At 71.4% G+C, this 12,587-nt stretch carries 8 protein-coding genes, 1 tRNA gene and 2 pseudogenes; 5 read left to right on the plus strand and 6 right to left on the minus strand.

All coding sequences use genetic code 11. From position 1 onward, the window contains the following. Positions 1-381 precede the first annotated feature (381 nt). The 3 genes and pseudogenes from DRB96_RS44430 to DRB96_RS09470 form a co-directional block, all read left to right on the plus strand. Positions 382-1,989, plus strand: a pseudogene (locus DRB96_RS44430) (transglycosylase domain-containing protein); the annotation flags it as partial. Positions 1,990-2,243: 254 nt separating this feature from the next. After that, positions 2,244-3,518 (plus strand): annotated as a pseudogene (locus DRB96_RS09465) (EF-Tu/IF-2/RF-3 family GTPase); the annotation flags it as partial. Positions 3,519-3,738: 220 nt separating this feature from the next. Next, positions 3,739-5,409 carry a hypothetical protein gene (locus DRB96_RS09470; RefSeq protein ID WP_112448024.1) on the plus strand — a complete coding sequence of 557 codons (1,671 nt, stop codon included), beginning with the start codon at positions 3,739-3,741 and terminating at the stop codon, positions 5,407-5,409. Between the two features lie 71 nt (positions 5,410-5,480). Here the strand turns inward: DRB96_RS09470 and DRB96_RS09475 are convergent, their stop codons facing one another. Next, positions 5,481-6,041 (minus strand): HIT domain-containing protein, encoded by a 561-nt coding sequence (locus DRB96_RS09475; RefSeq protein ID WP_112448025.1) that lies wholly within the window; start codon positions 6,039-6,041, stop codon positions 5,481-5,483. A gap of 67 nt (positions 6,042-6,108) precedes the next feature. Here DRB96_RS09475 and DRB96_RS09480 point away from each other — a divergent pair, with 67 nt between their 5' ends. Beyond that, the gene (locus DRB96_RS09480; protein WP_112448026.1) at positions 6,109-6,774 is read left to right on the plus strand and encodes a potassium channel family protein; all 666 of its coding nucleotides are present in this window, start codon (positions 6,109-6,111) and stop codon (positions 6,772-6,774) included. A gap of 69 nt (positions 6,775-6,843) precedes the next feature. Here DRB96_RS09480 and thrS read toward each other — a convergent pair whose 3' ends face one another. The 3 genes from thrS to DRB96_RS09495 form a co-directional block, all read right to left on the minus strand. After that, positions 6,844-8,820 (minus strand): threonine--tRNA ligase, encoded by a 1,977-nt coding sequence (gene thrS / locus DRB96_RS09485; RefSeq protein WP_112448027.1) that lies wholly within the window; start codon positions 8,818-8,820, stop codon positions 6,844-6,846. Between the two features lie 177 nt (positions 8,821-8,997). Continuing rightward, a complete protein-coding gene (locus tag DRB96_RS09490; RefSeq protein WP_239516211.1) occupies positions 8,998-10,218 on the minus strand; it encodes a hypothetical protein in 1,221 nt (406 codons plus the stop codon). After that, positions 10,218-10,808, minus strand: a complete 591-nt coding sequence (locus DRB96_RS09495; protein WP_112448028.1) for a DUF4365 domain-containing protein — start codon at positions 10,806-10,808, stop codon at positions 10,218-10,220. Before DRB96_RS09495 ends, DRB96_RS09490 begins: the two co-directional genes overlap by 1 nt. A gap of 257 nt (positions 10,809-11,065) precedes the next feature. Here DRB96_RS09495 and DRB96_RS09500 point away from each other — a divergent pair, with 257 nt between their 5' ends. Further along, positions 11,066-11,791, plus strand: a complete 726-nt coding sequence (locus DRB96_RS09500; RefSeq protein WP_112448029.1) for a 3'-5' exonuclease — start codon at positions 11,066-11,068, stop codon at positions 11,789-11,791. Between the two features lie 89 nt (positions 11,792-11,880). Here the strand turns inward: DRB96_RS09500 and DRB96_RS09505 are convergent. Both DRB96_RS09505 and DRB96_RS09510 read right to left on the minus strand, forming a co-directional pair. Continuing rightward, positions 11,881-11,952: transfer RNA gene (locus DRB96_RS09505), tRNA-Val, on the minus strand. A 38-nt stretch (positions 11,953-11,990) separates the two neighbouring features. Further along, positions 11,991-12,422, minus strand: coding sequence for an SRPBCC family protein (locus DRB96_RS09510; RefSeq protein WP_239516212.1), 432 nt, complete (start codon positions 12,420-12,422; stop codon positions 11,991-11,993). Positions 12,423-12,587 lie beyond the last annotated feature (165 nt).

The raw sequence follows: 12,587 nt of genomic DNA on the forward strand, positions 1-12,587 counted from the left end.
GGACGGGGTGCCGAGTCCGGACGCGACGTGCCCACCGCGTCGCCCAGCGGACCGTACGGGGACGAGCCGGGGCACGGCAGCAGCCGTGCGGACGGCCGCAGATCCGCCGGCCGAGGCACGGCGGGACGGGGCCGGGGCGCCGCCCAGGCCGGACGCGGCACGGGCCGCCCGGACAAGCGGTTCATCAACTACCCGCGCTCGGACAGGGACGGCTGGAAGCGCTTCGTCCCGTCCTGGAAGCTCGTGGGCGGCACGGCCCTGGGCTTCTTCGCGATCATCACGGCAGGTGCCGGCATCGGCATCGCCTCGGTGAACACGCCGGACGCGAACAAGATGGCCGAGGCGCAGAACAACGTCTTCTACTGGGCCGACGACACCCAGATGGTCGCGACCGGCGGGTCCGTCAACCGCCAGATCGTGCCCATCGGCAAGATCCCCCGGTCGATGCAGAACGCCGTGATCGCCGCGGAGAACGAGTCCTTCGAGTCGGACAAGGGCGTCGACCCGATGGGCATCACCCGTGCCGTGTGGAACATGGCCAAGGGCGGATCCACCCAGGGCGGCTCGACGATCACCCAGCAGTACGTGAAGAACACGTACCTGGACTCCGACCAGACGCTCAAGCGCAAGGTCACCGAGCTCTTCATCTCGATAAAGCTCGGTGTCACCGCGGAGAAGAACACGATCCTCGCGGGCTACCTCAACACCGCCTACTACGGGCGTGACGCCTACGGGATCCAGGCGGCCTCCCGGGCCTACTTCGGGAAGGACTGCCAGGACCTGACCCCGTCCGAGGGCGCCTTCCTGGCTTCGGTGCTGAAGGGTCCCAACCTCTACAACCCGGACGGCGGCATCGGCACCGCGGCCACGCCCGAGCTGAACACCGCGCGAGCCCAGGAGCGCTGGGCCTGGGTCCTGGACCGCGAGGTCAAGGTCGGCCGCATGCAGCAGGCCGAGCGGGACCAGTACAAGGAGTTCCCCAAGCTCATCGAGTCGGCGCAGGCCCGCAACATGTCCGGGCAGATCGGCTACATGGTCGACACGGCCAAGGCCTACGTCATGAAGACCGCGAACCTCACGGTCGACGACCTGGCCAAGGGCGGCTACCAGATCCACACCACCTTCGAGAAGCCTCGGGTCGACGCGCTGGTCAAGGCCGTCGAGGAGACCCGCGACCGGATCATCGACGAGAAGAAGCGGCCCGAGACGGACACCTTCGTCCAGTTCGGCGCGGCCTCGGTGGACGTGAAGACCGGAGCCCTCGTCGCCCTGTACGGCGGTCCCGGCATGGACAAGAAGCACTTCAACAACAACGCCAACACCTCGGGTGTCCAGGTCGGCTCGACCTGGAAGCCCTTCGTGCTGGCGGCGGCCATGCAGTACGGCACCCAGAACTCCAGCGGCGCGGGGATCTCGGCCGACAGCAAGTACATGGCCAACGACCTCACGGTGATCAACAACCGTGACGGCCAGCCGCTGCGCGACAAGGCCGGCAAGCCGTTCAAGCAGAAGAACGAGAGCCCGACCGCCTACGGCTACGTGACCCTGAACGAGGCGATGGAGAAGTCCATCAACGTTCCGTTCGCCCAGCTCGTCTTCGATGTCGGCCACAGCAAGGTCAGGGAAGTCGCCAAGGCCACGGGCATCCTCGAGGAGTCGATGGACCCGAACGCCAACGCCTCCTTCGCGCTCGGCACCTCGACCCCCAGCGCCATCCGGATGGCCGACTCGTACGCCACCTTCGCCGCCTCGGGCACCCACCACGAGCCGTTCTCGGTGCGCAGCGTCCAGCGCGACGGCAAGGACCTGGCGAACTTCGAGGCCCCCAAGGCGCAGCAGGCCATGGACAATCTGATCGCGGACAACATCACCAAGGTCCTCCAGAACGTCGTGGAGAACGGCACCGGCAAGAAGGCCAAGGGCCTGAACCGGCCGGCCGCCGGCAAGACCGGTACCACCGATGAGAACATGTCGGCCTGGTTCGTCGGCTACACGCCCGAGCTGTCCACCTCCGTGACCCTGTTCCGCTCGGACCCCGCCGCGCAGAAGAAGGAACTGATCTCCATGAAGGGCGTGGCCGGCATCCCGTCGCTCCACGGTGGAGACATCCCGGCCGAGATCTGGACGAAGTACATGAAGGACGCGCTCGACGGGGTCCCGGTGAAGGACTTCCCGGAGCCGGACAAGATCCCTGTCATCGCGGACGCCTCCGGTGCCCCCTCCCCCAGTCCCTCGATCACCCCCCCCTGGAGCGCGCCCCCGTCGCCGTCACCGCCCCGGACGGATCCGCCCGCCCGGCCGTCACCTGCGACCCCGACGGGCCCCTCGTGGCCGAGGTCGTCAAGACCTCCTCCGACCCCTACGTCGGCCGCGTCTCCCTCGTCCGCGTCTTCTCCGGGACCCTGCGCCCCGACGAGACCGTCCACGTCAGCGGCCACGGGCTGACCGACCGGGGGCACGAGGACCACGATGTCGACGAGCGCGTCGGCGCCCTCACCTCCCCCTTCGGCAAACAGCAGCGCAGCCTCCCCCACTGCATCGCCGGCGATCTGGCCTGCGTGGCCAAACTCACCCGCGCCGAGACCGGCGACACCCTCTCCGGCAAGGACCGGCCCCTCCTGATGGAGGCCTGGCCGATGCCCGATCCGCTCCTCCCCCTCGCCATCGAGGCCCACAGCAAGGCCGACGAGGACAAGCTCTCGCAGGGCCTGGCCCGGCTCGTCGCCGAGGACCCCACCATGCGGCTCGAACAGAACCCGCACACCCGCCAGCTCGTCCTGTGGTGCCTCGGCGAAGCCCACCAGGACCTCGCCCTCGAACGGCTGCGCACCCGCTACGGGGTCCAGGTCGACCCCGTCCCCCACAAGGTCAGCCTCCGCGAGACCTTCGGCGCCAAGGCCGCCGGCCGCGGCCGGCACGTCAAACAGTCCGGCGGGCACGGCCAGTTCGCCATCTGCGAGATCGAGGTCGAGCCGCTGGCGCCCGGCAGCGGCATCGAGTTCGTCGACCGGGTCGTCGGCGGAGCCGTTCCCCGGCAGTTCATCCCCTCCGTGGAGAAGGGCGTCCGCGCGCAGGCCGCCCGGGGGATCTCGGCCGGCTATCCGCTGGTCGACGTACGCGTCACCCTGCTCGACGGCAAGGCCCACTCGGTGGACTCCTCCGACGCCGCCTTCCAGACCGCCGGCGCCCTCGCCCTGCGCGAGGCCGCCGCCGAGGCCTCCCTCCACCTCCTCGAACCGGTCGCCGAGCTCGCCGTCCTCGTCCCCGACGAGTACGTCGGCCCCGTCATGAGCGACCTCGCGGGCCGCCGCGGCCGCGTCATCGGCTCCGACCAGGCCGGTCCGGGCCGCACCCGCGTCCTCGCCGAGATCCCCGAGATCGAGATCGGCCGGTACGCCGTCGAACTGCGCTCCGTGTCGCACGGCACGGGCCTGTTCAGCCGGGCGTACGCCCGGCACGAGCCCATGCCGCCACAGATAGCGGACAAGCTTCGCGAAAAGACCGAGAAGGGAACGTAATTGACATAACGTCACTCCGACTGCCCACCCAACCCGCTTGCGGTGGGCGGCATTTGCCTGTCCCATGACCATGGGGAGCAATCCGCCGATAAGCTCATCGGCGCGGTGAAGCGGGTAGAAGGACGGGTAGACCGGATACGCCGCCCGCCGCGGGCGGCCTGGCGGGCGGCCACGCGGGCGCACCCGCACACGAGCACGGCGCACAGCGATGGGGGCAGCGGTGGCGGACGACGGATTCGACTTCAGGCCGGGGGCCCAGATCCCCCTCCAGGGGGGCGGCGGCCAGACCGCGGCGACCAACGCGCTCGCCTCCGCCGCCTACCGCGACGGCGCGAAGGACACCGCGCTGCCCTCCATCCTCGACGCCAACAACGACTACCACGAGTCGGCGGTCAAGCCGGGCAAGATCTCCCTCTTCGAACCCAACCTCGGCGAGGCCTTCTGCCGCGCCGTCGAGGCCCGCACCCTCCCGCCCACGCGCAAGCCCCTCATCCAGTCCTTCGGCGCCGACCCGCAGACCGTCGTGGAGCACTGCCTGGCCGCTTCCCGCATCCGCAAGGAGCGCGACCGCAAACTCCGCTGGATCATGCTCGTCTGCGGGGTCGTGTTCCTCCCCGGCCTGCTCCTGTGGCTCGGCCTCTTCTGGGGCCGCAAGGCCCTGTCCTCCTCCGCGGGCAAGCACGCCTCCTGGCTGGGCACCGTGCTCCTGGTCGGCGTCGGCCTCGTGGTCGCCGTCCTCATGTTCCGGCTGCCGGTCACCGGCTTCCTCGGCCTCTACGTCCGCGCCATGGTCATCGCCCCCGCCCTCGGCTGGTTCTTCGCCCGGCGGCTCTGCGAGGCCACCGCCGAGGACCTGCGCTCCCGCTGGGACGGCCTCCTCGCCGGCGGCGGCGGGGTCGCCGCCAAGATCCCCGAGGCCGTGCCCGGCAACCCCGACGAGAAGGCCCGCGAGGACCTGCGCCACTCGCTGGCCAAGCTCACCGCCGAGGACCGCAGCAACTCCGTCTTCTACGCCGGGCCCAAGGGCATACTCGGCATGGGGACCCGCTGGGGCAGCTGGCAGATGGCGGAGGAGCTCGCCCCCAAGACCGAGGGCGCCGAGATCCACCCGTTCCGCAGCTGGGACGTCATACGCGCGATCGACACCCAGCTGCGCAAGCTGGAGCGCGGCCCGCTGCACACGGGCGGCCTGCCGCCCGCCTCGATCCAGCACTGGATCGTCACCCCGGTCGGCGAGGGAGCCAAGGAGGTGGCCCGCCCCACCGGAGCGGACGTCGACACCTTCCTGATCAAGACGCACGAGGTCACCCGGATCTGCAACGAGCAGCAGTTCAACGCCGGCAACCGGCACTACCTCGGCATCCAGTACCCGCTCTGGGACGGCCAGCTCGTCATCACCATGCTGGTCACGGTCACCGTGCTCTACAAGACCCTGCGCGTGGAGGTCACCGGCCACGCGCTCGGCCCGGTGCACGGCCTGTTCACCACGAAGTCGAAGCCCCCGGTGGTCGAAGTCCCCAAGTCCATACGGTTCTGGGAGACCGTGGAGCGCCCGCTGCCCCTGGTCGACGTGTCCGAGGTCGTACGCCTCTCCGTGCGCGCCCCGTTCACCTGGTACCCGCCGCTCCTGGACTTCCTCGGCGGCAAGCTCGTCCTGCCCGAGCCCTTCGGCGTCCGCCACGTCTGGGCCGGCCAGCCGTGGCGCCACCGCTTCATGGCGGACGACGCGATGCGCGCCGCGACCCCGGTCCTGCGCGCGGTGCACGCCGCCGCGATGCGGGTCCTGGACGAGAACGGCGTCGACACCGACCGCTTCACCAACCGCTCGTCGATCGTCAGCGGCCTGATCCAGGACGCCGCCCCCCGCAAGGCGGACGTCTACGACGCGTGAGCCCCGGGGCCGGCAGGTGAGCCCCGGGGACGGGCGGCGGCCCCGGACGACTGGGCGGCGTCCGAGACGGCCTAGCCGTTCGGCCAGGCGTCGGCGAGCATCTGGCGGGTGTCCGCGAGGAGTTGGGGCAGCACCTTGGTGTGGCCGACGACCGGCATGAAGTTCGTGTCCCCGCCCCAGCGGGGCACGATGTGCTGGTGCAGGTGCGCGGCGATCCCGGCGCCCGCGGCCTGGCCCTGGTTCATGCCGATGTTGAACCCGTGCGCCCCGGAGGCCTTGCGCAGCGCGGCCATCGCCCGCTTCGTGAGGTCCGCGAGCTCGGCCGTCTCAGCGGCGTCCAGGTCCGTGTAGTCGGCGACGTGCCGGTACGGGACGACCATCAGGTGGCCGCCGTTGTACGGGTACAGGTTGAGCACGGCGTAGACGTGCTTGCCCCGCGCCACGACCAGGCCGTCCTGGTCGGACATGTCCGGAATCCCGCAGAAGGGACAGCCGTCCCCGGCCTCCGGCCCGGTCGGCTTGTTCTCCCCCTGGATGTAGGCCATCCGGTGGGGCGTCCACAGACGCTGGAACGCGTCCTGCGTGCCCACACCGATCTGCTGCTCCGGCTCAATCGTCATGGGATGCAGCATATGACCTTGCCCCCGCACGGCGTGTCGCCGGGGCGAAGACCAGCGGCGGGGCCACCATGCTGACCCCATGCACGCTGCACCCGAGACCCGCGACGAGGCCTGGGAACGCCGGACCGAACTGCCGCTGTTCTTCGCTTCCCTGATCTTCCTCACCGGTTTCACCGTCGCCGTCCTGGCTTACGAGGTCCACCCGCTCCCGCGGGCCATCGGCGTCGGCCTCGTGGCGCTGACCTGGCTGTGCTTCGTCGTGGACTACGCGGCCAGGCTGATCCTGAGCGGCACGCGCCCGCTGCGCTTCGTACGCCTGCACCCGCTGGACACGCTGATCGTGCTGCTGCCGCTGCTGCGGCCGCTGCGCATGGTCAAGGTGCACGACGCGGTCCAGTCCCGGTACAACCGCCCGCGCCGGAACCTGTACGCGCGGGTCATGTCGTACGCGGGCCTGTCCGCCGGACTGCTCGGCTTCGCGGGCGCCCTCGGGGTCCACCACTTCGAGCGCCGGGCCCCGGGCGCCACCATCCTCACCCTCGGGGACGCGGTGTGGTGGGTGTGCGAGACGCTGACGACGGTGGGCTACGGGGACATGGCCCCGGTGACCCCGGAGGGCCGGATCATCGCGGCGTTCATGATGGCGGGCGGGCTGGCCCTGCTGGGCGCGGTGACGGGTTCGTTCTCGTCGTGGATGCTCCAGGCGTTCCGGCGGGAGGACGAGGCGGAGCCCCCGGGGAACTGAGGTTCCCCGGGGGCTCCGCCCGCGTCACGTCCGTGCGCGCCGGTGCGCGGCCCTGCGCGCCTCTGCGCGTCAGACCTGTACGCGGCGCTCCACCACGTCGGCGATCTTGGCCAGCGCCTGGTCGCGCGGGACGCCGTTCTCCTGCGAGCCGTCGCGGTAGCGGAAGGAGACGGTGCCCGCGGCCATGTCCTCGTCACCGACGATGATCATGAAGGGGACCTTCAGCTTCTGCTGGTTGCGGATCTTCTTCTGCATCCGGTCGGACGAGGCGTCGACCTCGACCCGCAGGCCCTTCTTCTTCGCCTCGGCGGCGAACTCCTGCAGGTACTCGACGTGCGAGTCGCCGATCGGGATGCCGACCGCCTGGACCGGGGCGAGCCACGGCGGCATGACGCCCGCGTAGTGCTCCAGCAGCACCGCGAAGAACCGCTCGATGGAACCGAAGAGCGCACGGTGGATCATGACCGGGCGCTGCTTGGTGCCGTCCGGGCCGGTGTACTCCAGGTTGAAGCGCTCCGGCAGGTTGAAGTCGAGCTGGACGGTCGACATCTGCCAGGTGCGGCCGATCGCGTCGCGGCACTGGACCGAGATCTTCGGGCCGTAGAACGCGGCGCCGCCCGGGTCCGGGACCAGGGGCAGGCCCTGCTTCTCGGCCACCTGCTGGAGGGTCGCGGTGGCCTCCTCCCAGATCTCGTCCGAGCCGACGAACTTCTCCGGGTCCTTGGTCGACAGCTCCAGGTAGAAGTCGGTCAGACCGTAGTCGCGGAGCAGGTTCAGCACGAAGGTCAGCGTGCGGTCGAGCTCCTCCGCCATCTGCTCCTTGGTGCAGTAGATGTGCGCGTCGTCCTGGGTGAAACCGCGCGAGCGGGTCAGGCCGTGCACGACGCCCGACTTCTCGTACCGGTACACGGTGCCGAACTCGAAGAGGCGCAGGGGCAGTTCACGGTAGGAACGGCCGCGCGCGTCGAAGATCAGGTTGTGCATCGGGCAGTTCATGGGCTTGAGGTAGTAGTCGGTGCCACCGTCGAGCTGCATGGGGGGGTACATGCCCTCCGCGTACCAGTCCAGGTGGCCGCTCTTCTCGAAGAGGGTGCCCTTGGTGGCGTGCGGGGTGTAGACGAACTCGTAGCCCTCTTCCTCGTGCCGCTTGCGCGAGTAGTCCTCCATGGTGCGGCGGATGACGCCGCCACGGGGGTGGAAGACGGCCAGGCCGGAGCCGATCTCGTCCTGTACGGAGAACAGGTCGAGCTCGGTGCCGAGCTTGCGGTGGTCGCGCTTCTCGGCCTCGACGAGGAAGTCGAGGTGGGCCTTCAGCTCCTCCTTCGACGGCCACGCGGTGCCGTAGATGCGCTGGAGCATCGGGTTCTTCTCGCTGCCGCGCCAGTAGGCGGCGGCGTTGCGCATGAGCTTGAACGCGGGGATGTTGCGGGTGGTGGGCAGGTGGGGACCGCGGCAGAGGTCCTTCCAGCACAGGTCGCCGGTCTTCGCGTCGAAGTTGTCGTAGATGGTCAGCTCGCCGCCGCCCACCTCGACGTTCGCGCCGTCGTCGGACGAGGCCGAGCCCTTGATGCCGATGAGCTCCAGCTTGTACGGCTCGTTCGCGAGCTCCTCGCGGGCCGCCTCGTCGGTGACGACGCGGCGGGCGAAGCGCTGACCGCGCTTCTGGATCTCCTGCATCTTCTTCTCGACGGCCTTGAGGTCATCGGGGGTGAAGGGCTTCGCGACGTCGAAGTCGTAGTAGAAGCCGTCGCGGACCGGCGGGCCGATGCCCAGCTTGGCCTCGGGGAAGAGCTCCTGCACGGCCTGCGCCATGACGTGGGCGGTCGAGTGGCGCAGGATGTCCAGGCCGTCCGGGGAGGAGATCTCCACCGGCTCGACGGTCTCGCCGTCCTGCACCTCGTACGCGAGGTCCTTCAGCTCACCCGCGACGCGCGCGGCGACGATGGTGCGCTCGCCGGCGAAGAGCTCCGCCGCCGTAGTGCCCGTGGCCACCACGCGCTCGTCCCGCTCGGAATCGCGTTGGATGATCACACGGACGTCTGACACCGGTCTGCTCCTGACTCAGGGGGTGCGCGAGCGAACACTGCGCGCCTGAATCGTACCGAGCGGAGTGGCCGCGCCGCTAAACGGTTGGGGACTGCCCCCGCCGGGACCGCTGTGAGCCCCCGCGTCCGAGCGCTCGGACGCGGCCCTGCGGGGGCAGTCCCCGGGCAAGGGGACAGGTCAGTCGTCGGACGGGAGGACCTCCGAGGTGTCCAGGGACTCGTCCAGGGACTTCATGAGGCGGTCGCGCTCGACCTCGTCCAGCGGGACCGGACGGACATCCGCGGCGTCCGTCAGACGGCGGAAGCCGCCCCGCCGCTGCAAGCTCCCGCTGACCCGGATCGGCAGTCCGACCAGGTGGGCGTGGCCCGCGACCCGGTACGACTCCTCGTCGAGGACGACCCGGACGTAAGGGATCTCCGCCCCGGCGAGGACCCGCAGCCGGACCGTGCCCCCGCCGCCCGGGGCCGACCTCCGCATCCGGACCACCGCTCCGGCCACCCGGACGGGTACCGCCGGCTCGTCCCGCGTGTACCGGGCGGCCGCCTCCCGCAGCACCGGGAGGTCGCCGGGCGAGAACTCCACCGGCTCCGGCCGGGCCGCGCACCCCGCCGGCACCCCCGCGGCCGGGGCCCAGGCGAGCGCGATCCGGGCCCCCTCCGAGCCGCGGACCAGCGCGATGAGCGCCTCGGCCAGTTCCCGGCTGACCCCGGCCTCGACCGCCGCGTCGAAGGCGTCCATGCCGCCGGTGGCCCGCTGGTAGTCCACGGCCTCGCGGGCGGCGTGCAGTGCGTGGTGCAGCCGGGTCACGGTGCCCCGGCCCCCGTCGACGGGGACGTACGCCGTCAGCCGACGCCCGCCCGGGGCCGGCCCGACCAGGACCCCGTCCAGCGCCCGCTCCGCCTGGCCGCGGTGGCGGGCCCCGTAGTAGCCGGCCCGGGCCCGGTCGGCCAGTGCTCCGGCGAGGAGCAGCTGGCGGGCGGCCGAGCGGAGCTGTTCCTGGACCGTCCAGTCGGCCTCGCCCTGGAGCCCGTACGCCCCGCGCGGGATCTCGCGCTCCCAGCGGATCTCGTCGCTCGGCACGCTCAGCCCGTACAGCACCTCGCGCGCCGACGGCAGCGCGCTGCGCGCGAGCGCGGTGAGCGCCTCTTCGAGCAGGTCGGCGCAGTCGGGGAAGGCCCGGCTCTCGGGGACGAGGAGGCTGGTGCCGCCGCTGCCCGTGGCGTACGGGGCGGGCGGCGTCCAGCGTCCGTACCGTCCGGCGGCGCCGCCGCGGCGCAGCCAGCCGTGCCGGTGCAGCAGTGCGCCGAGCACGAGGGGATCCACGTGTGCGGGATCGGGGGCGCCCGCGGCGAACTCCGGTGAGGAGAGCGGCTCCAAGTGCGGTGACTGCCAGTTCATCAGGGTGTCCCTCCCGACCCGACCCGGGTCATGATCTCGCAGAGTGCCCGGTCGTCGAAGATCCGCGCGGTCGGGATCCTGACGGTGGTGCGGCGGCGGCCGGTCACGGGCTGTCCGGCGAGATTGGTCCAGTAGCAGCAGTGCCGCAGGTCGAGGCGGTCGTGTCCGGCGCTCAGCCACTGCTCGCGCTCACGCGGTACGAGCATCACGACGAGGATCTTGTGCACGGCGACCGGGCTGCGGGCGAGCTTCACCAGGTGCTCGTTGTCGAGGGTGAAGCCGAAACTGGGCCCGGCCGGTCTGGGTGGTACCTGGTACGTCGCCTTGAGCTGCACCTTGATGGTCACCTCGTCGTCGACGACGTGCTCGGGCGCCCCGTGGCTGACGTGCCAGTCGATGCCGTTGTCCGGAAAGGGCTGGGAGAGCGAGCAGCCGGCCGCGGCGGCGACGGCGTGCAGGTATCCCACCTGGAGGGTCTCCATGCAGGCGGTGGTGGCGAGTGTGCCGCGCAGCGGTCCGCTCCGCGGTTCGGTCCGCCGAGCGATCTGCAGCGCCGGCACCCCGCCCGGTTCGGGCTGCGCGAGCGCCATGGCCGGCTCCCCGTGCCTTCCGGGCTGTCCCGTTTCGAGCGGCCGCGTCAGGCCGCGTCGGGTCCGTGTGAGGGTGGCGGGGTTGACGACCGGTCATGTGCGCGGCCCCCCACTGGAGTTGTCTCCGCAGTCGGCGTGCCGCAAACGGCGTACGGGGCAAAGAGCCCGGGTATCACCGATGCGGGCGAGGGTGGCGGGTCCTGAGGCTGCGGTGCCCGGGTGCGCCCCATCTGCCGACGGGTGACGAGGAGTTCGCCATGACACGCTGGTACGAGGGCCCGCTGGCCGCATTCGACACGGAGACGACCGGGGTGGACGTCGAGCGGGACCGGATCGTGTCCGCCGCTCTGATCGTGCAGGAGTGCGCGGGCGGCCGGGTCCGCGCGACGCGCTGGCTGGTCAATCCCGGTGTGCCGGTGCCGCCGGGGGCCACGGAAGTGCACGGTCTGACCGATGACCACCTCCAGCGAAACGGGCGCTGGCCCGCGCCGGTGGTGGAGGAGATAGCCCGCGCGCTCGGTGAGCAGCAGGTCGCGGGGCGGCCGGTGGTGGTGATGAACGCGCCGTTCGATCTGACGCTGCTGGACCGGGAGTTGCGCCGGCACCGGGCGTCCTCGCTGGCGCGGTATCTGGACAACCGGCCGCTGACCGTGCTGGACCCGCGGGTGCTGGACAAGCACCTGGACCGCTACCGCAAGGGGCGGCGGACGCTGACGGACCTGTGCGCGCACTACGGCATAGAGCTGGAGGCGGCCCATGACGCGGGTGCGGACGCGCTGGCCTCGCTCGAGCTCGTACGGGCGGTGGGGCGCAGGTTCGCGGGACGGCTGGAGCGGTTGACCCCGGGGGAGCTGCACACCCTGCAGCAGGTGTGGCACGCCGCCCAGGCGCGGGGCCTGCAGGCGTGGTTCGCGCGCCAGGGGACGCCGGAGCCGGTGGATCCGCACTGGCCGCTGCGCCCGGAGCTGCCGGCGGCGGCGTAGCGCGGGGCCCCGGCGCGACGGGTCGCGGCGCGAAGGGTCCCGGGAATGCGGAAGGCCGGTCCGTCTCGCGACGGACCGGCCTGTCCCGGTGGGCGATACTGGGATCGAACCAGTGACCCCTTCGGTGTGAACGAAGTGCTCTCCCGCTGAGCTAATCGCCCGGGAACGGACTGAACAATACAGAAGGCCCGGGGCTCGTTCAAACCGCTTCCGGTCCGGCCGCCAGATGGGCGGCCAGGCCGCGCCGGCCGGCCCGCATCATCAGGGCGTGGTTGAGCCGGAACACCGGCCGTCCGGGCAGCGAGAGCCACCGCATGAGCGGGCGGCGCACCTCGACCTCCTGCTCGTAGAGGGCCCGCGCGCCGCCGGCCCGGGACCGGACGGTCCAGCGCGCCCACCCCTCCAGGTCTCCGCGCAGGGCGACCTCGAGCACCCCGCGCGCGGGGTCCCGCAGGAGTTCGGCGGCGCTCACGCGCAGGGTGAACGGCAGCGCCGAACGGATCAGGGCGCCGCCTGCGCCCTCGTCGGCGGTCGGGGCGACCGGGCGGATCTGGGGCCACCACAGGGGGTACGCCTCCGGGCGCTCCAGGGCGGCGTAGACGCGGGCCGCCGGGGCGTCGAGGTCCCACACGCTGCGGAAGCGGTAGCGGGTCCAGCGCCCGCGGGGGCCGCCGGGGCCGGGACCGCGCGGACTCAGGTGGGGGCGCGGACTTCGAGGAGGCCGCGGGCTTCGGGGACTGGTGCTGTTTCCGGAACTGGTACTGCTTTCGGGACTGGTGCTGCTTCCGGGACTGGC

This window comes from Streptomyces sp. ICC1 (assembly GCF_003287935.1).
GTDB classification, from domain to species: domain Bacteria; phylum Actinomycetota; class Actinomycetes; order Streptomycetales; family Streptomycetaceae; genus Streptomyces; species Streptomyces tritrimontium.

Excerpts from the sequence above, each read along its gene's own strand:
- DRB96_RS09475 (WP_112448025.1), bottom strand. The coding sequence starts at position 6,041 with ATGCTGCATCCCATGACGATTGAGCCGGAGCAGCAGATCGGTGTGGGC.
- DRB96_RS09480 (WP_112448026.1), top strand. The coding sequence starts at position 6,109 with ATGCACGCTGCACCCGAGACCCGCGACGAGGCCTGGGAACGCCGGACC.
- DRB96_RS09490 (WP_239516211.1), bottom strand. The coding sequence starts at position 10,218 with ATGAACTGGCAGTCACCGCACTTGGAGCCGCTCTCCTCACCGGAGTTC.
- DRB96_RS09495 (WP_112448028.1), bottom strand. The coding sequence starts at position 10,808 with ATGGCGCTCGCGCAGCCCGAACCGGGCGGGGTGCCGGCGCTGCAGATC.
- DRB96_RS09500 (WP_112448029.1), top strand. The coding sequence starts at position 11,066 with ATGACACGCTGGTACGAGGGCCCGCTGGCCGCATTCGACACGGAGACG.